The organism is Streptomyces sp. 8N616 (genome assembly GCF_052246385.1).
Taxonomy (GTDB): Bacteria; Actinomycetota; Actinomycetes; order Streptomycetales; family Streptomycetaceae; genus Streptomyces.
The window spans coordinates 13,616-35,388 of record NZ_JBQQBY010000038.1 but is presented as its reverse complement, the minus strand read 5'-3'; the positions used below and the strand labels follow the sequence as shown (position 1 = coordinate 35,388).

The 21,773-nt window shown below is 71.3% G+C and carries 17 protein-coding genes and 2 pseudogenes; 13 read left to right on the top strand and 6 right to left on the bottom strand.

Annotated features, from left to right (window positions below; translation table 11 throughout):
- Positions 1-136: 136 nt before the first annotated feature.
- A pseudogene (locus ACTWQC_RS28695) lies at positions 137-754 on the bottom strand (hypothetical protein); the annotation flags it as partial.
- 150 nt (positions 755-904) lie between these two features.
- On the opposite strand from ACTWQC_RS28695, the gene ACTWQC_RS28690 reads away from it, so the two are divergent.
- From ACTWQC_RS28690 to ACTWQC_RS28675, 4 genes are all read left to right on the top strand, one after another.
- On the top strand, positions 905-1,429 hold the full coding sequence (locus tag ACTWQC_RS28690) for a hypothetical protein (RefSeq protein WP_443318731.1): 525 nt from the start codon (positions 905-907) through the stop codon (positions 1,427-1,429).
- Positions 1,430-1,532: 103 nt separating this feature from the next.
- Positions 1,533-2,816 carry an ABC transporter substrate-binding protein gene (locus ACTWQC_RS28685; protein ID WP_443318730.1) on the top strand — a complete coding sequence of 428 codons (1,284 nt, stop codon included), beginning with the start codon at positions 1,533-1,535 and terminating at the stop codon, positions 2,814-2,816.
- A 177-nt stretch (positions 2,817-2,993) separates the two neighbouring features.
- The gene (locus tag ACTWQC_RS28680) at positions 2,994-4,265 is read left to right on the top strand and encodes a glycosyltransferase family 4 protein (protein WP_443318729.1); all 1,272 of its coding nucleotides are present in this window, start codon (positions 2,994-2,996) and stop codon (positions 4,263-4,265) included.
- Positions 4,262-5,470, top strand: a complete 1,209-nt coding sequence (locus tag ACTWQC_RS28675) for a hypothetical protein (RefSeq protein ID WP_443318728.1) — start codon at positions 4,262-4,264, stop codon at positions 5,468-5,470. The genes ACTWQC_RS28680 and ACTWQC_RS28675 overlap by 4 nt, the downstream gene beginning before the upstream one ends.
- A 126-nt stretch (positions 5,471-5,596) precedes the next feature.
- Here the strand turns inward: ACTWQC_RS28675 and ACTWQC_RS28670 are convergent, their stop codons facing one another.
- On the bottom strand, positions 5,597-5,731 hold the full coding sequence (locus ACTWQC_RS28670) for a hypothetical protein (protein WP_443318727.1): 135 nt from the start codon (positions 5,729-5,731) through the stop codon (positions 5,597-5,599).
- A gap of 361 nt (positions 5,732-6,092) precedes the next feature.
- A pseudogene (locus ACTWQC_RS28665) lies at positions 6,093-6,467 on the bottom strand (alpha/beta fold hydrolase); the annotation flags it as partial.
- 52 nt (positions 6,468-6,519) lie between these two features.
- Between ACTWQC_RS28665 and ACTWQC_RS28660 the strand changes: the two are divergent.
- On the top strand, positions 6,520-7,497 hold the full coding sequence (locus ACTWQC_RS28660) for a helix-turn-helix transcriptional regulator (protein ID WP_443318726.1): 978 nt from the start codon (positions 6,520-6,522) through the stop codon (positions 7,495-7,497).
- A 6-nt stretch (positions 7,498-7,503) separates the two neighbouring features.
- On the opposite strand, the gene ctaD is transcribed toward ACTWQC_RS28660, so the two are convergent.
- The gene (gene ctaD, locus ACTWQC_RS28655; protein WP_443318725.1) at positions 7,504-9,195 is read right to left on the bottom strand and encodes an aa3-type cytochrome oxidase subunit I; all 1,692 of its coding nucleotides are present in this window, start codon (positions 9,193-9,195) and stop codon (positions 7,504-7,506) included.
- A gap of 533 nt (positions 9,196-9,728) precedes the next feature.
- Here ctaD and ACTWQC_RS28650 point away from each other — a divergent pair.
- Positions 9,729-9,944, top strand: coding sequence for a proteinase inhibitor I78 (locus ACTWQC_RS28650; protein ID WP_443318724.1), 216 nt, complete (start codon positions 9,729-9,731; stop codon positions 9,942-9,944).
- Positions 9,945-10,137: 193 nt separating this feature from the next.
- Here the strand turns inward: ACTWQC_RS28650 and ACTWQC_RS28645 are convergent, their stop codons facing one another.
- Positions 10,138-11,112, bottom strand: a complete 975-nt coding sequence (locus ACTWQC_RS28645) for a phosphatase PAP2 family protein (RefSeq protein WP_443318723.1) — start codon at positions 11,110-11,112, stop codon at positions 10,138-10,140.
- A 596-nt stretch (positions 11,113-11,708) separates the two neighbouring features.
- Here ACTWQC_RS28645 and ACTWQC_RS28640 point away from each other — a divergent pair.
- Positions 11,709-13,415 (top strand): MFS transporter, encoded by a 1,707-nt coding sequence (locus tag ACTWQC_RS28640; protein WP_443318722.1) that lies wholly within the window; start codon positions 11,709-11,711, stop codon positions 13,413-13,415.
- 174 nt (positions 13,416-13,589) lie between these two features.
- Complete coding sequence (locus tag ACTWQC_RS28635; RefSeq protein WP_443318721.1) at positions 13,590-14,768, top strand: acyl-CoA dehydrogenase family protein; 1,179 nt, start codon at positions 13,590-13,592, stop codon at positions 14,766-14,768.
- 61 nt (positions 14,769-14,829) lie between these two features.
- On the opposite strand, the gene ACTWQC_RS28630 is transcribed toward ACTWQC_RS28635, so the two are convergent.
- Entirely contained in the window at positions 14,830-15,273 is a 444-nt protein-coding gene (locus tag ACTWQC_RS28630) for a cell division protein SepF (RefSeq protein ID WP_443318720.1), read from the bottom strand.
- Between the two features lie 998 nt (positions 15,274-16,271).
- Here ACTWQC_RS28630 and ACTWQC_RS28625 point away from each other — a divergent pair.
- The 5 genes from ACTWQC_RS28625 to ACTWQC_RS28605 all read left to right on the top strand — a co-directional run bounded on the left by ACTWQC_RS28625 (position 16,272) and on the right by ACTWQC_RS28605 (position 21,569).
- Positions 16,272-17,312 (top strand): LLM class flavin-dependent oxidoreductase, encoded by a 1,041-nt coding sequence (locus ACTWQC_RS28625; protein ID WP_443318719.1) that lies wholly within the window; start codon positions 16,272-16,274, stop codon positions 17,310-17,312.
- Positions 17,309-18,658: an NtaA/DmoA family FMN-dependent monooxygenase gene (locus tag ACTWQC_RS28620; RefSeq protein ID WP_443318718.1), complete on the top strand. Its 1,350-nt coding sequence runs from the start codon at positions 17,309-17,311 to the stop codon at positions 18,656-18,658. Before ACTWQC_RS28625 ends, ACTWQC_RS28620 begins: the two co-directional genes overlap by 4 nt.
- Positions 18,648-19,103 carry a DUF1684 domain-containing protein gene (locus ACTWQC_RS28615; protein WP_443318717.1) on the top strand — a complete coding sequence of 152 codons (456 nt, stop codon included), beginning with the start codon at positions 18,648-18,650 and terminating at the stop codon, positions 19,101-19,103. The genes ACTWQC_RS28620 and ACTWQC_RS28615 overlap by 11 nt, the downstream gene beginning before the upstream one ends.
- 256 nt (positions 19,104-19,359) lie before the next feature.
- On the top strand, positions 19,360-20,262 hold the full coding sequence (locus ACTWQC_RS28610; RefSeq protein ID WP_443318716.1) for a S1 family peptidase: 903 nt from the start codon (positions 19,360-19,362) through the stop codon (positions 20,260-20,262).
- Positions 20,263-20,498: 236 nt separating this feature from the next.
- Positions 20,499-21,569: a slipin family protein gene (locus ACTWQC_RS28605; RefSeq protein WP_443318770.1), complete on the top strand. Its 1,071-nt coding sequence runs from the start codon at positions 20,499-20,501 to the stop codon at positions 21,567-21,569.
- The last annotated feature ends 204 nt before the right edge of the window (positions 21,570-21,773 follow it).

Genomic DNA, 21,773 nt, shown 5'->3' with positions numbered 1-21,773 from the left:
GCTCGGGTGGATGTCCGGCCTGCGGCCCGGATCCGGGTTCCGCCCCCGAGGCCCCATCGCCCGCGATCCCTTCACCCGTGTCAGAACGGTCTTCGCCGTCAGGGGCGGTGCCCGACCGGGGCTGCGGTCCAGGGCCCGGCTCGGGTTCGACCGCGCCGAGGTCCGGTTCGCAGACCGGGCAGGGGCCCAGGTCCAGGTCCGCGCGGATCGCGTCGGTGACCGGGAAGGTCTGCGGCTTGTCCGCGACGAGGGGGCATCCGGGGCGGTGCAGGAGCGTCCCGCCCGGGATCGCGAGCAGCGGAGGCTCACCGGTCGGCGGGCGCTCCTCGGGCTGGGCGGGCGGACCCGCCGCCGGGCCCGGCCCCGCCCCAGCCCCCGCACCCGGGCTTGCGCCCACCGCCCGAGCGCGGTCCTGAGGGAGCGCCCCAGCCTCCCCAGCCGCCCCGGCAGCCTCCGCGGCCCCCGCCCCGCCCGCGCCGGAGGTGTCCCCGTACGTCACCAGCAGCCGGTGGAGCTCCTCCACCCGCTCCGCCGCGAGCGCCCGCTCGCCGCGGGCCAGCAGCACCGCGCCCGCGATGATCAGAGCGGCTCCCGGCACGGTGCAGGACGCCAGATACGGGATCTGCTGCTCGACGAAGCGCTCGCCCGACACCCCGTACCAGCCGACCGCACAGAGCACAGCTCCGACCGCGAGCGCCAGCCAGCCTGTCCAGTGCAGGGCCCTCGCCCACGAGCGCTGTCGTGCCGTCCGCATGCGGCCCCCTCGAGGTTGCGCAAGTCGGTCTGCGAAGTCGCTGTGCCACATGGCCGTGTATGCCACCCGATGAGTTGCACTATGCCCTCTGGAGTCACACCCTGAAAGCATCGATCAGTACGGGCCCGACTACACCTGGTGGTGGTCCAGATGGTCCTTGGCGTACACGCACGGTCGGCGGCGTGGGCGGCGGCCGGGATCCTGTTCGTAGGGGTGGCGGCCACCGGCTGCGGGGACGACAACGGGGGAGCCGAGGAGCCGTCTCCCAAGCCGACGGCCGCGACCGAGACCCGGGAGAGTCCTGCGAACCGGCCGGCCGACCCGGCGGCAGCGGAGAGCGAGATCAGGGGGAACTGGCAGAAGTTCTTCGACGCGGACACCCCGACCGAAGAGAAGACCAAGTACCTCGAGAACGGCGACAGGTTGCAGCCGTTGCTCCAGGCGTTCAGCGGTGACCAGCGCGCCCGGCAGGTCGGGGCCGAGGTGACGAAGGTGACGTTCACCTCCGCGACCGGAGCCGATGTCACGTACACCCTGACCCTCCAGGGCGCGACCGCGCTGCCGAATGCCCGCGGCAGCGCCGTCGAGCAGGACAACGTGTGGAAGGTGTCCGTGAAGACCCTGTGCGGCCTCGTGCAGATGAGCGGCAGTGACGTACAGGCCCCGGGTTGCTGAGAATGACCTTCCGACGGCGCACCCGAGGATCACGTCGGCGGGCCACGGCCCGGCGCGCCCGGAATCCTGGGCTGCGGCCTGCACCGCCGCGCTCCTGGCAGCGTTGCTCCTGCTGACCGCCGCCTGCGGCAGCAGAGTGCCGGAGAGCGAGTTCGAGAACCGGCCGACGCGAGAGAACCGCACCGCCTCGCCCGGCCCGGCGCACGGCGAGCCCATCAAGGTGGGCATCATCACCAGCACCACGAGCCCCGTGGGCGGCGCCGCCTTCACCGGTCCGCGGGACGGCGCCGGGGCCTACTTCGACGGCCTCAACGCCGAGGGCGGCGTGGGCGGGCGCCCGGTGGAGGTCCTGACCTGCGACGACGGCGGGAGCGGCGTCGGCAACAACGAGTGCGTGCACCGGCTGGTCGACGAGGAGAAGGTGTTCGCGCTGGTCGCCACCACCGCGCTGGACTACGCGGGCGCGCCCCGGGTCAGCAGGGCGGGTGTCCCCGACATCGGCGGCCAGCCCATCGGGCCCGCCTACGACACCTACCCGCACCTCTACGGCATCTACGGCAGCCAGGCCCCGCGCGACGGCAAGCCCGGCTGGGGCGGGCGCCTCTACGGCGGCACCGAGGTCTACCGCTACTTCAAGCGCGAACAGGGTGCCCGTACGGCGGCGGTCGTCTCGTACAACCAGGCCGCCTCCGCCGCGTACGCCCAGCTGGTCACCCGCGGGCTGCGGGCCGAGGGCTACCGGGTCGTGAACGAGGAGGTCGACTTCGCGCTGCCCAACTTCCAGGCGGTCGCGGCCGATCTGCGGTCCCAGGGCGCCGACCTGGTCTTCGACGCCATGGACACGCACGGCAACGCCCGGCTCTGCCAGGCCATGGACTCCGTGGGCGCCAAGGTCACGGCGAAGGTGACGAACGTTCAGAACTGGTCCGACTCGGTGCGGGAGGACTACAAGGACGCGCCGGGCTGCCGCAACGCCCTCTGGGTGACCGGCTCCAGCCGCAACTACGACGACACGGGGCACCCGGCCGTCCGTGAGTTTCGGAAGGGGATGCGCGGGCACGCGGGCGGGGACCGGTTGTCCCAGTGGGAGTTGGAGGGGTGGGCGGCCGCGATGTGGTTCACGGACGCCGCGAAGTCCTGCGGTGACCGGCTCACGCGCGCGTGCGTCGAGCGCTTCGTGACGCGCAACGAGCCGTATACGGCCCATGGATTGCTTCTGCCGGTGAGCTTCAAGCCGTCGGAGGAGCCGCCGAGGACCCGGCGCAGCTGTCTCTCCGTCGCTCGTTGGAGTGACGATGCCCAGGACGGGAAGGGTGGCTGGATCACCCAAGACGGTGACATGTCGGAAAACTGCTTCACGGTTCCGCAGCTGCCCTACAGCCCGTGACGTAGCCGATGTGACGCGCAAGGCACTGAAAAGTTCCCGGCCTTGGCTATCGAAACCGTATCTCTTCTGGAACAAGACGGTGATAAAGACCAACCCTGAACCGGGTGGGACGGTCTAACCGTTCAGGAAAGCGGAAGAGGCGGACTGACCACAGAGAAGCGTGAGATACGGGGACGGATGCACATCTCATTCCTGATTCACAATGCGTACGGGATCGGCGGGACGATCCGTACGACGTACAACCTTGCCCGCACGCTCGCAGAGCAGCACGAAGTGGAGATCGTTTCGGTCTTCCGTCACCGCGACGAGCCCGTCTTCGACACCGGTCCGAAGGTGCGGCTGCGCCACCTCGTCGACATCCGCAAGGACAGTCCGGGCTACGAGGGCGACCTCCCGGCGTACCACCGCCCGGCACGCGTCTTCCCCCAGGCCGAGGGCCGCTACGAGCAGTACAGCGAGCTGACCGACCAGCGCATCGCCCGCCATCTCCGGACCCTCGACGCCGACGTCCTCGTCGGCACCCGGCCGGGACTCAACGTGCACATCGCCCGCCAGGCGCGGCGCGGCCCCGTGCGCGTCGGGCAGGAGCACCTGACCCTCGACAGCCACTCGCCCGCACTGCGCAGGGAGTTGCGCGGCCTCTACCCCAGGCTGGACGCGGTCACCACCGTCACCGAGGCCGACGCCGGCGCCTACCGCGACACGCTGCGGCTGCCCGGCGTGCGCGTGGAGGCCGTGCCCAACAGCGTGCCCGAGCCCGCCGTCGAGCCCGCCGACGGCACCGGCAAGTGGGTCGTCGCCGCCGGGCGCCTTGCCAAGGTCAAGCGCTACGACGTGCTCGTCAAGGCCTTCGCCACGGTGGTGGAGAAACGTCCCGACTGGCGGCTGCGCATCTACGGCGGGGGCGCGGAGAAGGACAAGCTGCGCCGCCTGATCGACCAACTCGGCCTCTACAACCACGTATTCCTGATGGGGCCCGCCAACCCCATCGAGCCCGAGTGGGCCAAGGGCTCCATCGCCGCGGTCACCTCGAGCCTCGAGTCCTTCGGCATGACGATCGTGGAGGCCATGCGCTGCGGCCTGCCAGTGGTCTCCACCGACTGCCCGCACGGCCCCGGGGAGATCATCGAGCACGGCGTGGACGGACTGCTGGTGCCGCCGCGCAAGCCGGACGCGGTGGCCGCCGCCCTGCTCCAGCTCATCAACGACGACGCTCTGCGGCAGCGGATGGGCCAGGCGGCCCTCCAGAGATCCGCCCGCTTCGACCCGTCCCGGGTCGCAGGGCGCTACGAGTCGCTGTTCGCCGACCTGGTCGAGCAGGCGGGGCGCGGCAGCGCCCGCGCCCGGCTGCGCGGCTCGCTGCACCGCACGCGCGGTGCGCTGCTCGGCGGGGCGTATGCCGTACGGGACGCGGGGCGCACCGCACTGCGCAGGGGGCGGGCCGTATGACCACCTCCGCCGAACTGGCGGGGCGGCCCGGCCGGATGGCCCGGAACACCGGGACGACGGCCGAAACGACCAAGACGACCGAAACGATCAAGACGACTGAAGCGACCAAGACGATCAAGACCACCGGAACGACCAAGACGACCGTGACCGTCCGGACCACCGAGACGACCCAGACTCAGCCGACTCAGACTCGGCCGAGCCCGACCCAGACCCAGACGCAGACCCAGCCTCAGACGACTCGGAACCAGACTCAGACGACCCCGATGACGCCGACGACTCAGACCACCGCACCCGAGGAGACCCCTGCCGTGTCCGTCCCGCCGCGACGCGCCGACTGCATTGCGGATTCCGCCGGCGGCCTCACCTTCGACCTCGTGGACGGCGGTTACTCGGGCGCCGTACCCGACAGCTGGGACGCGGCACTGGTCCTGCGCGTGCGCGGCGAGGACACGACGGCCGACGAGGTACGGCTGCCGCTCGTGCCCGCCGGGCGGGAGGGGCGCGACGGGCAGGACGAGCGCGACGCGCGGCTGCGAGCCGTGCTGCCGAGCAGCGTGTCGCTGCCGGAGGGCCGATGGGACGTCTACGCGGAGGCCGGTGGCGGCGAGTCGGAGCGGCTCGAGCCCGGCATCCTCGACCTCCGCTCGCTCGTCGACCGCCGGCCGGATCCGGACCGCGCCTCGGTCGCGGTTCGCATCCCGTACGCCACCAAGCACGGCAATCTGACCATCCGCAGCTGGCTGCGCGCGCCGCACGCCGAGGCGGGCGAAATCCGGCTCTCGGACGGGGTGATGACGGTCCAGGGGCGGCTGTACGGGGTGCAGGGGGAGCCCGGCGCCCTGGCCGAGGCCCGCTCCCGCCGCGACCCCTCCCTGGTCCGTACGGTGCCCGCGTCGGTCGAGGGGCCCGCACGCGCCGGAAGCGCCGACCGGTACTTCGCCTTCACGCTCGCGTACAAGGAGCTGGCCGAGGTGTGGGAGGGCGGCAGCGAGGCGTGGGACCTGTGGCTGCGGCCGGGGCCGGGTGCGGAAGCGGTGCGGGTCGCGCGGATTCTGGACGATGTGCCGGACAAGAAGCAGATCTTCACGTATCCGGTGCAGTCGCTGACCACCGAGGAGCACGGGCCCGCCGAGGCCGGCCCGTACTACACGATGGACAACGACCTGGCCGTCCTCATCGCCCCACCGGGCGGGACGGCCGCCTAGCCCCAGCCCGCCGGAGCGCCCCGCCTGCGGCGGGCTTGGCTGGTTCGGGGCTCCGCTCCCGGACCCTCGGGGTCAGGGAGCGGAGCCCGGGATGGGCAGGGGCAAGTTCAACGGCTTGAGGGCCGCCTAGCGGAACCGGTGGAAGAACGTCCTGATGTCGCCGGTGAGGAGCGCCGGCTCCTCAAGGGCCGCGAAGTGGCCGCCGCGGTCTAACTCGGACCAGTGAACGACCGCGTTGGACCGCGGCGCGATTACCCGCACCGCGCGGTCCTCCGCGAAGTTCGCCCCCCGTCGGCAGACCCGACGAGGCGGGCGGCGGCTCCCAGAAGTGGCTGCCGCTCTCCTTTTGAAGTTCTCTCCCGGCTGAATCTCGGGAGACTCTCCCCTGGATCGCTCCGGGGAGTTTGACAGGTCATGCCCGTCCGGCGACGACTCTTCCGGCCGCCGGAGCAAGTACAGGACTCGCTCGGGTTGTTGGGGACTTGGCTGTCGTCCCCGACAAGCCACTGAGCGTATCAGATGCATTACGGAGTGAAGCTGCGGTGCTCCGCACCGCCAGGTCGGGAATGGGCTTCTGCGCTGCCTGGTCCTCCTCGGACAGCGGGCCGAGCGGCGTGAAGCCCACGGACGCGGCGTTCACGTGCACGCCGACGACCGCCCCGGGGGCCACCCGCGCCAGCTCCGGGGAGATGACCGCTCCCCAGTCGCCGCCCTGCGCGCCGTACCGCTCGTAGCCCAGCCGCCGCATCAGCTCCGCCCAGGCCCGGGCCACCCGTCCCGTGCTCCAGCCCTTGTCGCGGGTGGGTCCGGAGAAGCCGAAGCCCGGAATCGAGGGGATGACGAGGTGGAAGGCGTCCGCGGGGTCGCCGCCGTGGGCGCGCGGATCCGTGAGCGGCCCGATGATGTCGAGGAACTCCACGACCGAGCCGGGCCAGCCGTGCGTGAGGAGCAGCGGCAGCGCGTCCGGCTCGGGGGAGCGGACGTGCAGGAAGTGGACGGTCGAGTGCTTGCGGACGGATTCTGTCCTCGACAGCGGGGAGACTAGAGACATGTTGGAGACATCGGCACGACTGCTGCGTCTGCTCTCGCTGCTGCAGACCCACCGCGAATGGTCGGGACAGGATCTCGCCGACCGCCTCTCGGTCACCACCAGGACCGTACGCAGGGACGTGGACCGGCTGCGCGAGCTGGGCTACCCCGTCCACGCCAGTCCCGGCACGGGGGGCGGCTACCAGCTCGGCGCGGGGGCCGCGCTCCCGCCCCTCCTGCTGGACGACGAGGAGGCCGTCGCGGTGGCGGTCGGCCTGCGGACCGTGGCAGGCGGCGGGATCGAAGGCATCGAGGAGACGTCCGTCCAGGCCCTGGCCAAGCTCGAGCAGGTGCTGCCGTCCCGGCTGCGGCGGCGTGTGGAGGCGCTGAACTCCTTCACCGTGCCGATGCTCGGCGGTCACCGCGGCCCGAAGGTCGAGGCGGGCACGCTGACCGAGCTGGCGCACGCCTGCCGGGACCGCGAGAGGGTGCGGTTCGAGTACCGCGACCACGGCGGCGCGACGAGCCGGCGGATCGTGGAGCCGCACCGGCTGGTCTTCACCGAGCGCCGCTGGTACCTGGTCGCCTGGGACGTGGACCGCGGCGCCTGGCGTACGTTCCGGGCGGACCGCATCGTCCCGAAGCCGCCGCACGGCCCCCGCTTCGAGCCGCGCACGCCGCCCGCGGAGGACCTCGCCACGTACGTCTCGCGCGGGGTGTCCACGACGGCGTACGCGGCGCAGGCCGTCATCCTGCTGCACGCCTCCGCCGAGGAGGCGGCGCGGAAGATCTCCCCGTCGGACGGAGTGCTGGAGGCGGTCGACGAGCACAGCTGCCTGCTGCACACCGGGGCGCACTCGCTCGACGTCCTGGTGATCCACATCGTGCTGATGGGCTTCGAGTTCGAAGTCCGCGAACCGGCCGAGCTGGGCGAGCGCATCAGGGCGATCGCGGACCGGCTCGGCCGGGCACTGGAGGCTGCGATTCCGGCCGGGTGACGAGGGTCACTCCTCCAGTTCGCCGGCTTTCCGTTCCCGCAGGGGAGGCTCCGGTGCCAGTGCCGCGACCTCCGGGTGGTGCAGCTCGAAGGCCGGCGACTCGGAACGGATACGGGGCATGGTGACGAAGTTGTGCCGCGGCGGCGGGCAGGCGGTCGCCCACTCCAGCGACCTGCCGTAGCCCCAGGGGTCGTCGACCTCGACCTTCCTGCCGTACTTGGCGGTCCGCCACCCGTTGTAGAGGAACGGCAGGGTGGACAGGCCGAGCAGGAAGGACCCGATCGTCGAGACCGTGTTGAGCACGGTGAAGCCGTCGGCGGCCAGGTAGTCGGCGTACCGCCGGGGCATGCCCTCGGCGCCCAGCCAGTGCTGCACCAGGAAGGTCGTCTGGAAGCCGGTGAACAGCGTCCAGAAGTGGATCTTCCCCAGCCGCTCGTCGAGCAGCTTCCCGGTGAACTTCGGCCACCAGAAGTAAAAGCCCGCGAAGGTCGCGAAGACCACGGTCCCGAAGACCGTGTAGTGGAAGTGGCCGACGACGAAGTAGGTGTCCGTGACGTGGAAGTCGATGGGAGGAGAGGCCAGCAGGACGCCGGTGAGCCCGCCGAACAGGAAGGTGACCAGGAAGCCCGTCGCCCAGAGCATCGGCGTCTCGAAGGACAGCGAGCCCCGCAGCATGGTCCCCGTCCAGTTGAAGAACTTCACCCCCGTCGGCACCGCGATCAGGAAGGACAGCAGGGAGAAGAACGGCAGCAGCACGGCGCCGGTCGCGAACATGTGGTGCGCCCACACCACCATCGACAGCGCGGTGATGGACATCGTCGCGCCGATCAGCGTGAGATAACCGAAGATCGGCTTCCGGGAGAACACCGGGAGGATCTCGGTGATGATGCCGAAGAACGGCAGCGCGATGATGTAGACCTCCGGATGGCCGAAGAACCAGAAGAGGTGCTGCCAGAGCAGCGCGCCACCGAACTCCGGCTGGAACACGACGGACCCGAAGCGCCGGTCCGCCTCCAGGCACAGCAGCGCGGCCGCCAGCACCGGGAAGGCCATGAGCACCATGATCGAGGTGAAGAGGGTGTTCCAGCAGAAGATCGGCATCCGGAACATCGTCATGCCCGGAGCGCGCATGCAGATGATGGTGGTCAGGAAGTTCACCGAGCCGAGGATCGTCCCGAAGCCGGCGAGTGCGAGGCCCATGATCCACAGGTCGGCGCCGATGCCCGGCGTGCGCTGCAGGCTGTTGAGCGGCGCGTACGCGGTCCAGCCGAAGTCCGGGGCCCCGTCCGGCACCAGCAGCGCGCCCAGCACCATCAGCCCGCCGAAGAGGAACAGCCAGTACGAGAGCATGTTCAGCCGCGGGAAGGCCACGTCGGGCGAGCCGATCTGCAGCGGCATGATCTCGTTGGCGAAGCCCGCGAAGGTCGGCGTCGCGAAGAGCAGCAGCATGATCGTGCCGTGCAGGGTGAACGCCTGGTTGTACTGCTCGGCCGACATCAGCTGAAGGCCCGGACGGGCGAGCTCGGCCCGCATCAGCATCGCCATCACACCGGCGGCCAGGAAGAAGGCGAACGAGGTGATCAGGTAGAGGTGGCCGATCTTCTTGTGGTCGGTGGTGGTCAGCCAGTCGACGGCGATCTGCCCCGGCTTCCGTACGGGTGCGGGTCCGGCGCTCGCCTCCGCTGTCCGGGTACTCACAGGCGCCCCCTCGCGCTTCGCAGTGCAGGCTCTCGGGCTGGTGCTCCACCGCACGTTATGCCGCGTGTGTTCCCTTCGGTCGGCAGCGCGCCGCAGCGCCGGGGCGGACCACCTCGCCATCATGCGCGCCCCGTCACCTGCCTCGCGAGAGTGCGTCGGCGAGGTCCTGGAACGATTCGGACAACGCGCCGGGCAACGTGTCGGGCATTTCTGGTTTGTCGTCTGCCGCGGTCGCGCTACCGGCCCCCCGCACCGCGTTCCGTTGGGGCTCGTGGAAGCAGTCCAGCGGGCCGTGAATTTGATTGGCCGGCGCCCGCGTTCGGAATTCCCGCCGAAATGACGTCCCGCTCCGCAAGCGCAATTCGGCGAGATTCTCCGGGCGTTCCCGAAGGCCCAGGAATGCCCGTACGAGTGACGGCCATCAGGGGATATGAGCGGTGCCCGTCTGTGACACAAGCGTGACGAGACGGGGATGCCGCGGCGGGCCGGGTGTGCCTTCCGTCTCACACCTGCCGCGGCCTACGGTGGGCCTCATGAACGACACTTCGAATCGCGCGGAGCCGGCGGACGACGACCTCGAGGCCTATGTCGGACTCGAGGCAGAGGCGGCCGAGACGCGGGCACGGGACCTCGGCTGGAGCACCGTTCGCAGCCTCCCGCCGGACGCGATCATCACCATGGAGTACCTGTCCGGCCGCATCAACTTCGCGGTCAAGGACGGCGAAGTGGTCCGCTGCTGGAAGGGCTGACGCGGCGGACAGGTGCTGACAGGCAGAGACCCGGATACCGGATACCCGCATACGTCGAAACGTCGAACGCGGAAACGGCGACGGCCCCGGCGCTCGAGCAGGAGCGCCGGGGCCGCCGCTTGCGGGGGAGAGGGTGTGCGTACCGTCCCCGCGGACTGAAAGGCCCGGGACACCGAGAAGACCGCCGGCCGCGTCAGCCGCCGGCCCGCCCGCGCTGGGCCGCGGGGCCCAGCGGAGCGGTGCGCGGCGTACGGTCCAGGTGCGGCGGCCGGCGGCTGCCCGTCGGCGTGACGGGCGTGCGCTCGGACCGGACGGTGTGCGGCCTGGGCGGGTGGTGCAGCCGCGCCGCCTCGTTGTTCCGTACGGCCCGCTGGGCTGCCACCAGCGGTGGCTGCGCGGCCGCCGGCGCCACCGGCGCGGGCGCGAGCCCGCGGCCCTCGCGGAACCGGTCCCTGGCGGCGAGGATGTGTGCCTCGCACCAGGCGATTGCGGGCTCGAACCACGGCAGCGCCAGCAGGACCACCAGGCCCGCGGCCCAGCCGAGCAGCACATCGCTGACCCAGTGCGTGCCGAGGTAGACGGTGGTCGCACCGACCCCGAGAGCGAAGACCGCGGCGACCACGGACAGCACCCGCCGGGCCTGCGGTGTCGTGGCGAGATAGGCCAGAATGCCCCAGGTCACCACGGCGTTGGCGGTGTGACCCGAAGGGAATATATCCCCGCCCGCGAACATCTCGGCCGAGCCGACGGTCGTCGCGTAGTGCGGGCCGAGTCTGCCGAGCCCGATCTTCACCGCGCCCACCGTGATGTTGAGCAGGAGCAGCGCGACGCCCAGCGCCAGCAGCGGGCGCAGCGTCCGCTGCCTCCAGGAGCGCCAGCCCAGCCACGCGGCCACCAGCACCGCGGTCGGCCCGCGCTGACCCATCACCACGAAGTAGTCCAGGAACGCGTGGAGGTCGGGCCACTGCTTGTACGGCCGGAAGAGCATCACCCGCCAGTCCACGAGGACGAGGTGGTCGCTCACGAATACGGCCGCGACGATCGCCGCGTAGAACACCACGGCAGAACCGAACAGCACCACGCGGTGTCGGCTCATCCGCGGGACATCGCGGTTGCTTGGTCGCTCCGGCTCCTGCTCCAGCCGGGCGAAGATTCGCTCGGTACGCACCCAATCGACGTTACAGGGGGTGAGCGGCGGCCCCGGACGAAGCAGCGGGTTCGTGATGACGATGTGATGTGGGTGAGCCTTTCCACAACCCCCTTTCGAGGCCCTTCCGACAAAACCCGGGTGGCTGCTGGGTGAATTTCCCGGGACTTATTGCCCGGCACTCTCCCGTGCGATGGCCGCGGCGTTTACCTGTGCGTGGCCCGGAATTCGCCGACACGTTTCGCGGTTCGCATTGCGGGCGCGCTTCGGTATGCCGGCACCTCTGCTGCGATCACGGCCATGACCTCGGGCTTCGCTGTGCGTCCGGGCGACCGGGAGCACACTGGGAGCACACCGGGAGTATCCGCTCCCGCGCCCCGCGCACACCCCCTCCGTCATCACGCTCCGCGCACCTCAGGCCATCTGTGGGTAGGCATCGCCCGAATGTACGCGGGGAAGGCGATGTGTCGTGGTTGACAAAGGTGAGCCGGGCCACGTTCAGTGCGCCCCGACTCGCGTACCCTGGCGGCTCACTCGCTTTCGATACTGGGCCTGCCAGAGCCGCAGTCCGCTCCAGGGGCCCGTCCGACCGCGAGCGCAGACTGGGAGGTGCGTACATGTCCGGAACGACCACGGCCAGCGACCCGCGGCCGGCGGACGTTCCCCGGCATCGGCGCAGCGCGGCCGGCGGAGGCGGCAACCGCTGGGCCGTGCTCGTCGTCCTCTGCGTCAGCCTGCTGCTCGTCGCGCTCGACGCGACCATCCTGCACGTGGCGGTTCCCGCCGTCACCGAGGACCTCCGCCCCGGCGCGATAGAGCTGCTGTGGATCGTCGACGCGTATCCGCTCGTCGCCGCGTCCCTCCTCATCCTCTTCGGCACACTCGGCGACCGCGTCGGACGCCGCCGCATCCTGCTGCTCGGCTACGGCCTCTTCGGTGTCGCCTCCGCCCTCGCCGCCTGCGCCGACAGCCCGCACGTCCTCATCGCGGCCCGCGCCCTCCTCGGCGTCGGCGGCGCGATGATCATGCCCGCCACGCTGTCGATCCTCCGCCAGGTCTTTCCCGACCGGCGCGAGAGGGCCCTCGCCATCGGCATCTGGAGCGCGGTCGCCGCGGTCGGCGCGGCCGTGGGACCGCTGCTCGGCGGTTTTCTCCTCGAGCACTTCTGGTGGGGCTCGGTCTTTCTCGTCAACATCCCGCTGATGGCGGTCATCCTGCCGATCGGCCGCTGGCTGCTGCCCGAGTCCACCGGGGACGGCAACGGCCCCTGGGACGTACTCGGCGCGCTGCTGGCCGCGTTCGGGCTCTTCGGCGTCGTGCTGGGTGTGAAGCGGGCGGGCGGCGGCGAGGCCGTGCTCCACCCGGTCACCCTCGGCCCACTGCTCGTCGGCGCCGCGCTGCTCGTGCTCTTCGTACGGCGCCAGCGCCGCCGTGCGCACCCGCTCGTCGATCTGCGGATGTTCGCCAGGCCCGCCTTCGGCACCTCCGTCGGCTGCATCGTCCTCGCCATGCTCGCGCTGGTCGGCCTCCAGCTGATCGCGACCCAGTACCTCCAGCTGGTCCTCGGGCTCTCCCCGCTCGAAACCGGGCTGCGGATGGTCCCGCTCACCGTCGCCGCGATGGCCGCCGGGCTCCTCGGCTCCCGCATGCTCCAGCGCTTCGGCCCGCGCATCATGGTCGCCCTCGGCTTCTCGCTCACCGCGGCCGCCGTGCTCTCGCTGACCTTCATGGGCCAGTACGACCGGCCCGCGCTGCTCACCGTCGCCTTCGTGCTGCTCGGCTTCGGCCTGGAGACCACGCTGTTCGGCGCGTACGAGTCGATGCTGAGCGAGGCCCCCGCCGAGCAGGCCGGCGGCGCGGCCGCGATCGGCGAGACCTCCTACCAGCTCGGCGCGGGCATCGGCATCGCGCTGCTGGGCAGCGTCATGAACGCCGCCTACACGCCCGGTGTGTCCACGGTGCCCGGCGTGCCGTCCGCGGCGAGCGGCGCGGCAGGCCACTCGCTCGGCGAGGCGTACGAGGTGGCACGCCGGCTCGGCGGCCCCGCCGGCACCGCTCTGCGCGACGCGGCCCGCGACGCCTTCGTCCACGGCCTGCACGTCACGCTCATCGCGAGCGCCGCCCTGCTGCTGCTCGGCGCGTTCGCCGCGCTGCGGCTGCCGCGGGTCATGGAGTGCGGCGAGGACTACGCGTCGGCCCCGCAGCCTGAGCGGGCCCCGCGCGGGAGCAGCGGGAGCCGCGCGGCGATGACGAGCCCGGACGGTGCCATCCCCGGGCAGCAGACCCGCACCCGCGCCGGTGTCGGCGCGGAGAGCTCCGGCTGAAGCATGTTCGCCCGGTGTCCGCGGTGTCCGTGGGGTGCCCGGAGTGGCGCGCCGACGAGCGCCGGGAAGGGCACGGTAGCGCTCTGGACGGGAGACCCCGCCTGGTCGTAGCGTCGGGCCCGAGCCGCAAATGATCTCCCCCAGCTGCCGCTGGAGGCGCCCCCAGGAGGACCCATGTCCGCGCCGCCGTTCGATCCCCGGGATCCGCTGGGCCTCGACGACCTGCTCAGCGCAGAGGACCTCGCGGTGCGCGACACCGTACGGCAGTGGGCAGCCGACCGCGTACTGCCGGACGTCGCCGGCTGGTACGAGCGCGGTGAGCTGCCCGGCATCCGCGAACTCGCCCGCGAGCTCGGCTCCATCGGCGCGCTGGGCATGTCCCTCGAGGGCTACGGCTGCGCGGGCGCGAGCGCCGTGCAGTACGGCCTCGCCTGCCTCGAGCTGGAGGCCGCCGACTCCGGCATCCGCTCCCTGGTCTCCGTGCAGGGATCCCTCGCCATGTACGCGATCCACCGCTTCGGTTCCGAGGAGCAGAAGCAGCACTGGCTGCCGCGGATGGCGGCAGGCGAGGTCATCGGCTGCTTCGGGCTGACCGAGCCCGACCACGGCTCCGACCCGGCGGGCATGCGCACGTACGCCAAGCGCGACGGCTCCGACTGGGTCCTGACGGGCCGCAAGATGTGGATCACCAACGGCTCGGTGGCCGGAGTGGCGGTGGTGTGGGCCCGCACCGACGACGGCATCCGAGGCTTCGTCGTCCCCACCGACGCCCCCGGCTTCTCCGCGCCCGAGATCAAGCACAAGTGGTCGCTGCGGGCCTCGGTCACCAGCGAACTCATCCTCGATGCCGTCCGTCTCCCGGCCGACGCCGTCCTCCCCGAGGCCACCGGGCTGCGCGGGCCGCTGGGCTGCCTCAACCACGCCCGCTACGGCATTGTGTGGGGCGCGATGGGCGCGGCGCGCACCTGCTTCGAGACAGCGGTCGAGTATGCGAAGACCCGCGAGCAGTTCGGCAGGCCCATCGGCGGCTTCCAGCTCACCCAGGCCAAACTCGCGGACATGGCGGTCGAGCTGCACAAGGGCATCCTGCTCGCCCACCACCTGGGGCGGCGGATGGACGCCGGCAAGCTCCGGCCCGAGCAGGTCAGCTTCGGCAAGCTCAACAACGTACGGGAAGCGATCGAGATCTGCCGCACGGCCCGGACGATCCTGGGCGCCAACGGGATCTCGCTGGAGTACCCGGTGATGCGGCACGCGACCAATCTGGAGTCCGTGCTCACCTACGAGGGCACGGTCGAGATGCACCAACTCGTGCTGGGCAAGGCGCTCACCGGGATCGAAGCCTTCAGGTGAATGCCGTGGGATTCAGATGAAGGCGGGGAGCGGGGAGGGGGCGCGGTGAGCGGCCCTGCCGTCAGCTCTGGTTGAAGAAGCCGTCCGCGGAGCGGCCGGCGTCGCCGCTGACCACTTGGTAGTCGGCGGGGGTGAGCAGGAAGACCCGGGTGGCGATCCGCTCGATGGAACCGCGCAGCCCGAAGGTCAGCCCGGCGGCGAAGTCCACCACGCGCTTGGCGTCGGTGGGCTCCATGGCCGTAAGGTTCACGATCACCGGGACACCGTCCCGGAAGAGCTCGCCGATTCCGCGGGCGTCGCGGAAGCCGTCCGGGGTGACGGTGGCGATCCGGCTGCCCTCCTCCTGGGCCGTCTCGGCGGCCACCCGCACACGCGGGTCGGTCACCCAGGCGTCCTTCGGCTGCTGCTGCCCGGACTCCTCGCCGTACTCGTCGTCGTAGTAGCGGTCGTCGTCGTGGTCGTCGACGAGGCCCAGCCAGGCGCTCGCCTTGCGCACCGATCCCATGGACGCCTCCTCTCTCACACGCGGTCTGTGCGTCCCGCCTCTCTATGGTCGTCCATGATGCGGCGGATGCGCCAAGGGGATACCGCTCGCACATGGGTTTCGTGACGGTACTGGTGCAGAACGAATGTTGGAACGTCAGAGTTCCTGCCGTGTACGGCTGCTGACGGAGTGCTACTTCGGATGCCGCTGGCCGGATGGGGGACGCGGGGGTCGTACGGGTGAACAGGCCGTCCCCGGTGCGATGCCCGTCGCTCCGCGTCGGACGAACAGGGGGAACGTTCCCCTGCGACGGCTGCTGACCGCGCTGCAGGGGTGGGGCGAGGGGAGGGGAGGAGCGCGAGGACGCGCTGTGTTGAAGGCGCGGGGTAGACCGATGTGCTGAGGCTGCCGTGGCCGTGCCTGGGTTCACCCGCATGCGGCCGGGGGAGGGCCGGATCGGCTCAGCGGCAGGGGTCAGCGCGAACAGGACGACGACCACACCCGACCGAAGTCGATGTGGTTGCGCGTGACCAGCCGCTGCCATGCATGCATGGCCCAAGTGGAACAGGCATCCGTATTTCGCGTCAACTGCCCTGAGTCCATTGGCTCACAGTCTGGACCGCCTTGACAGTGAGCCCTGCGCGAGGCATAGCCTCGGTCCCTGGCCGTGCTGAGGGGCGCGGCTGTGTGAAGGCGCCACCCGTGTTCGACCTGAAGCATCGACGGAGCCTTCGCGCATGCCCGTGAACGACGCAGCCGTGCAACCGGCCCATCCAGGCCGCCGGCATCGCCCTCGCTCGCCGAGTGGACGTACGGCGCCTGCGGCGGCACGCTGCCCGTCGCGCTGCCGCCCGAACTCGCCGCCGGGCACTCCCCGTACCCGCGCGCTCGCGTTCCCGGAACCAGCCCCGTACCCGCGCGCTCGCGTTCCGGCGGAACGACGCCGCCGCCCGGGCTCTGCTCACGTCTCTGTGCGACCTCTCCTGTCGCGCGCTGCCCCCCACGAAAGGCAGGGAACCATGCCCGCTCTCGCCCGACCGCTCCATCTCGCGGCCGCCATCGACGGCCCCGGGCAGTACGAGGCCTCGTACTACGTGGAGCTCGCGCGGCTCGCCGAGCGCGGCACGCTCGACTTCGTCACCCTCGACGACGGCTTCGCGGCCCCGGGGCGGACTTCGCGCCGGGGCCGGGCGGCCGGCCGCCTCGACGCGCTCGCCGTGCTCGCCCGGGTCGCCCCCGCCACGGAGCGGATCGGATTCGTGCCGACCGTCACCACCACCCACACCGAGCCCTTCCACGTCTCCACCTCCGTCGCGACCCTGGACTGGGTGAGCCGCGGCAGGGCCGGCTGGACCGTCGACGTGTCGACGACCGAGGCGGAGGCCAGGCTGTTCGGCCGCCGCCCGGTCGCGCCCGCGGGTGCGCTCTGGCGGGAGGCGGGCGAGGTCGCCGACGTCGCGGCCCGGCTGTGGGACAGCTGGGAGGACGACGCCGAGATACGCGACGTGCCGACAGGCCGCTTCATCGACCGCGACAAGCTGCACTACGTCGACTTCCAGGGCGCGACCTTCGCGGTCCGCGGCCCGTCGATCGTGCCGCGCCCGCCCCAGGGCCACCCGGTGACCGCCGTCGACGTCACCGCGGAACCACCGCGGGAGGCCGCCGCCCGGTACGCGGACGTCGCCTTCGTACGGGCCGCCGACCCCGGCTCGGCGCGCGCGGTCGGCGAGGAACTGCGTGAGCGGGCCCGGGAGTTCGGCCGGAACCCGGCCCGGCTGACCGTACTCGCCTCGCTGCCCGTGGAACTCCACACGACCGCGGACGCCGTGGAGCTCGCCGACCGGATCGGCGACTGGCACGCGGCGGGCGCCGCCGACGGCTTCCATCTGCGCCCGGCCGATGCACCACGCGACCTCGCCCGGGTCGTCGACGGCACCGTGCCCGTACTCCAGCACCGCGGGCTGCTGCGTCGCTTCTATCCGGGCACCACACTCCGTGACCACCTGGGCCTGACCCGCCCGGTCAACCGCTACGCACGCACAGGGGGAACAGCCGCATGACCGACGGCAACCACCGCAGGCACACCAAGAAGCAGATCCATCTCGCCGCCCACTTTCCCGGCGTCAACAGCACCACGGTCTGGGCGAATCCCCGCAGCCGCAGCCAGATCGACTTCTCCTCCTTCGCGCATCTCGCGCACACCGCCGAGCGCGGTCTCTTCGACTACTTCTTCCTCGCCGAGGGGCTGCGGCTGCGCGAGCACAAGGGGCTCATCCACGACCTCGACGTGGTCGGCAGGCCCGAGTCGATCACCGTGCTGAACGCCCTTGCCGCGGTCACCGACCGGATCGGCCTGGCCGCCACGGTCAACGCGACCTTCAACGAGCCGTACGAGCTCGCCCGCCGCCTCGCCTCCCTCGACCACCTCAGCGGAGGCCGTGCCGGGTGGAACGTCGTCACCTCCTCCGACGCGTTCACCGGGGAGAACTTTCGGCGCGGCGGCTACCTCGACCGGGCCGACCGCTACACGCGGGCCGCCGAGTTCGTCGCCACCGCCCGCGAGCTGTGGGACTCCTGGACGCCCGACTCTCCAGGGGCGGCCGGCGAGCCGCGCCCGTTCAGGCACCACGGCGAGCACTTCTCGATCGAGGGCACCACCACCGTCCCGCGCAGCCCGCAGGGCCACCCCGTCGTCATCCAGGCGGGGGACTCCGACGAGGGGCGCGAGTTCGCCGCCTCCGCCGCCGACGTGATCTTCACCCGGCACGGCACTCTCGAGGCGGGCCGCGTCTTCTACGCCGACGTCAAGCGGCGGCTCGCCGCGTACGGGCGGCAGCCCGGTGACCTCAAGATCATGCCAGGGGTGACCTTCGTCCTCGGCGACACCGCGGCCGAGGCACAGGAGAAGGCCGCCGAGATCCGCAGTCAGCAGGTCTCCCCGCAGACCGCGATCGTCGCCCTCGAGCAGATCTGGGGCCGGGATCTGAGCGCGTACGACCCGGACGGGCCGCTGCCCGGCGTCGACCCGGACCCGGATGCGCAGCTCGCCGAGGGCAGGGTGCGGGTCGGAGACCCGGGCGCCATCGCCGCGAAATGGCGGGCGCTGTCCGAGGCGAAAGGGCTGTCGATCCGGCAGACGGTCATCGAGACGACGGGGCGGCAGTCCTTCATCGGCACCCCGGGCTCGGTCGCCGCCGAGCTCGACGAGTTCATCCAGACGGACGCAGCGGACGGATTCATCCTCGTGCCCCACCTCACGCCCGGCGGGCTCGACGAATTCGTGGACCGCGTAGTGCCGCTGCTCCAGGAGCGCGGCGCGTACCGGGCGGAGTACGAGGGCCGGACCCTCCGCGATCACCTGGGGCTCCCCGCGCCCGTATGGAAGGGTCGGCACCATGAGCGATGACGACGCAGAGCAGCAGTGGAAGGCGCGGCTCGAGCACCGCGCCGAGACGGTCTCGGCGCCGTACGGCCCGCCTTCCCTCACCGCTTCCCTCACTGGGACCTATTGGCAGGCCGACGTTCCGGACAGTCGGATTCCGGACATCCTCGGCCGCTGGACGGCTCGGGGCGAGGAGGTCGTGGATCACGACAGATCGCTCTGGACCGTCTTCGCTGGGGACATCTCCCAGCCGAAGGCTGGGGGAGGAACGAGCGGAAGCAGCAGCTTCCGCTTTCCCTTTCCGCGGGCGGCTGCGCCGACCGCGGACACCTCGGTGACCTTGGATGTCCCTCGCGCGGTGCTTCCGCCGCGCGCCTTCACCGAGCACTTCACACGTCCGTTCCCGCCGCCCGGCAACACGCCTGGCTTCGCTGTCGCGGCGGGGGAGCGGAACCAGCCGGCGCGGTGACGCGTCGAAGCCCCGGCCGGGCGCGACGCGGAGCCCCGGCGGTCATGGGCCGCCGGGGCCTTCGGTGTGCGCGGATCACGGCCGAAAGGCGCCCTTGCGGCTCCGGGCCCGGCCGCCGAATACTCCCCCCACAGCGCACTTGTCAGGAACACGACGTGTCCGGTATCCGGTGTGATTCCGGACGGGCGTGCTCTCCGGCTGCGCCTCACGGGCCTGCCCACCCAAGCGGACCCCCGATTCCCCTTTGGAGGAAGAAGTGAGGATCAAGCGCACTACCCCCCATACCAGAGCGGCGAGACGTATGCGGCTGATCGCCGTGGCGTCCGGCCTCGCCGCCGCCACGGCGCTCGCCGTCCCCACTGCCAGCGCCGAGCCCCCGGCTCCCACCTACAGCGCGCGGCAGCTCTCGGACGCAGGCGACGCGGTGCTCGCCGCTGACGTGGCGGGCACCGCGTGGCATGTCGACACCAAGACGAACACCCTCGTCGTCACCGCCGACAGCACGGTCTCGCAGGCCGAGATCACCAAGATCAGGCAGCAGGCGGGGACCAACTCCGGAGCGATCCGGATCGAACGCACCCCCGGCAAGCTCAGCAAGCTCCTCTCCGGCGGCGACGCCATCTACGCGAGCAGCTGGCGCTGCTCCGCGGGCTTCAACGTGCGCAGCGGCAGCACGTACTACCTGCTGACGGCCGGGCACTGCACCGACGGCGCGGGCAGCTGGTACACCAACTCCGCCCGCACCACCCTCATCGGCCCGACGGCCGGCTCGAGCTTCCCCGGCAACGACTACGGCCTGGTCCGTTACAGCAACTCCGCGGTCAGCCACCCCGGCACCGTCGGCAGCGTGGACATCACCAGCGCCGCCAACGCCACCGTCGGCATGTCCGTGTCCCGGCGCGGCAGCACCACCGGCACCCACAGCGGCACGGTCACCGGCCTGAACGCCACGGTCAACTACGGTGGCGGCGACATCGTCTACGGCCTCATCCGCACCAACGTCTGCGCGGAGCCGGGCGACAGCGGCGGCCCGCTCTACTCCGGCAGCCGGGCGATCGGCCTCACCTCCGGCGGCAGCGGCAACTGCTCCTCCGGCGGTACGACCTACTTCCAGCCGGTCACCGAGGCGCTGAGCGCCTACGGCGTAAGCGTCTACTGATCTTGTGCTGAGCCTCCGCTGAGCTCTTCTGCTCAGCCTCTGCTCGGCCCCTGATGATCACTTGCTGATCTTGGGCGGCGGCCGGCGGGCGCCCGCCGGCCGCCGCCCCCTCCCCGGGGCCTTCCCAGGCCCTCCCGGCCCGATCTGGGCGGGACTATCGTGGAGATCAGACCCCATATGGGGCCCGGGTGCCCGGGCGCGGGCATCACTCGCGATACGGACGGCAGGTGGCCGTGATGGTCGAGGAGCTCGTCACAGCGGGGGTCGCCGCTCTCTCCTGCGGCGCGGTTTACGTGATGGCGGCAGCCCGGGTGGTCAAGCAGTACGAGCGCGGGGTCGTCCTGCGCCTCGGACGGCTCATGCCGCATGTGCGCGAGCCGGGGTTCACCATGATCATTCCGGGCGTGGACCGGCTTCGCAAAGTGAACATGCAGATCGTCACGATGCCGGTGCCCGCTCAGGAGGGCATCACCCGGGACAACGTGACGGTGCGCGTGGACGCCGTCGTCTACTTCAAGGTCGTGGACGCCGCCGATGCGGTCGTCAACGTCGAGGACTACCGGTTCGCGGTCTCGCAGATGGCGCAGACCTCACTGCGCTCGATCATCGGCAAGAGCGAGCTGGACGATCTGCTGTCGAACCGCGAGAAGCTCAACCAGGGCCTGGAGCTGATGATCGACAGCCCGGCGCTCGGGTGGGGCGTGACCGTCGACCGGGTCGAGATCAAGGACGTGTCGCTGCCGGAGACGATGAAGCGGTCGATGGCCCGCCAGGCGGAGGCCGACCGCGAGCGGCGCGCCCGCGTCATCAACGCCGACGCCGAGTTCCAGGCCTCGAAGAAGCTGCGCCAGGCGGCCGCGCAGATGGCCGACACACCGTCCGCGCTCCAACTCCGTCTGCTGCAGACCGTGATGGCGGTGGCCGCGGAGAAGAACTCCACGCTGGTGCTGCCCATCCCGGTGGAGCTGCTGCGCTTCCTGGAGCGCGCCCACGAGGGCCCGCAGCACCCCTCGGTGCAGGCAGCGCCGGATTCGCGACAGCAACCGGAGCCGGAGTCGGAACCGGAGCCCAGGTTGGAGCCCGGGGTGGAGCCCGATCTGGGACCCGGGCCCGAGCTGGAGCCCGAGCTGAGGCCTGAGCCGGAGCTCGGTCCGGAGCCCGAGCAGGAGGCACTGGAGTCTCCGGCCACCGCCCCGCACGGCGACGGCGGCCGCCCGGCGGGCGACGGCCCGGCGGGCAACGGCCCGGAGGAGGGCCACTCGCCATCGGAATCCGGAACTGGAGAGTCGATTACCGGACAGGCGTAGCCGGACGTATCCACCGCCCCGCCGCTGAAACTCCCGCCGTCCTAGGAGCCCGTACGCCGATCTGACGTGCGCCGCTACCGGTGCGCCCCCTTTGCGAGGGGGCGCACCGGTTTTGGCGTACGAGGACCTGAACTCGGTCTTGTGCACCACCCCCGAACCTCGGAATACTCTGCGGCGCACTTGGCCTTTTGGCATGGACGCGAC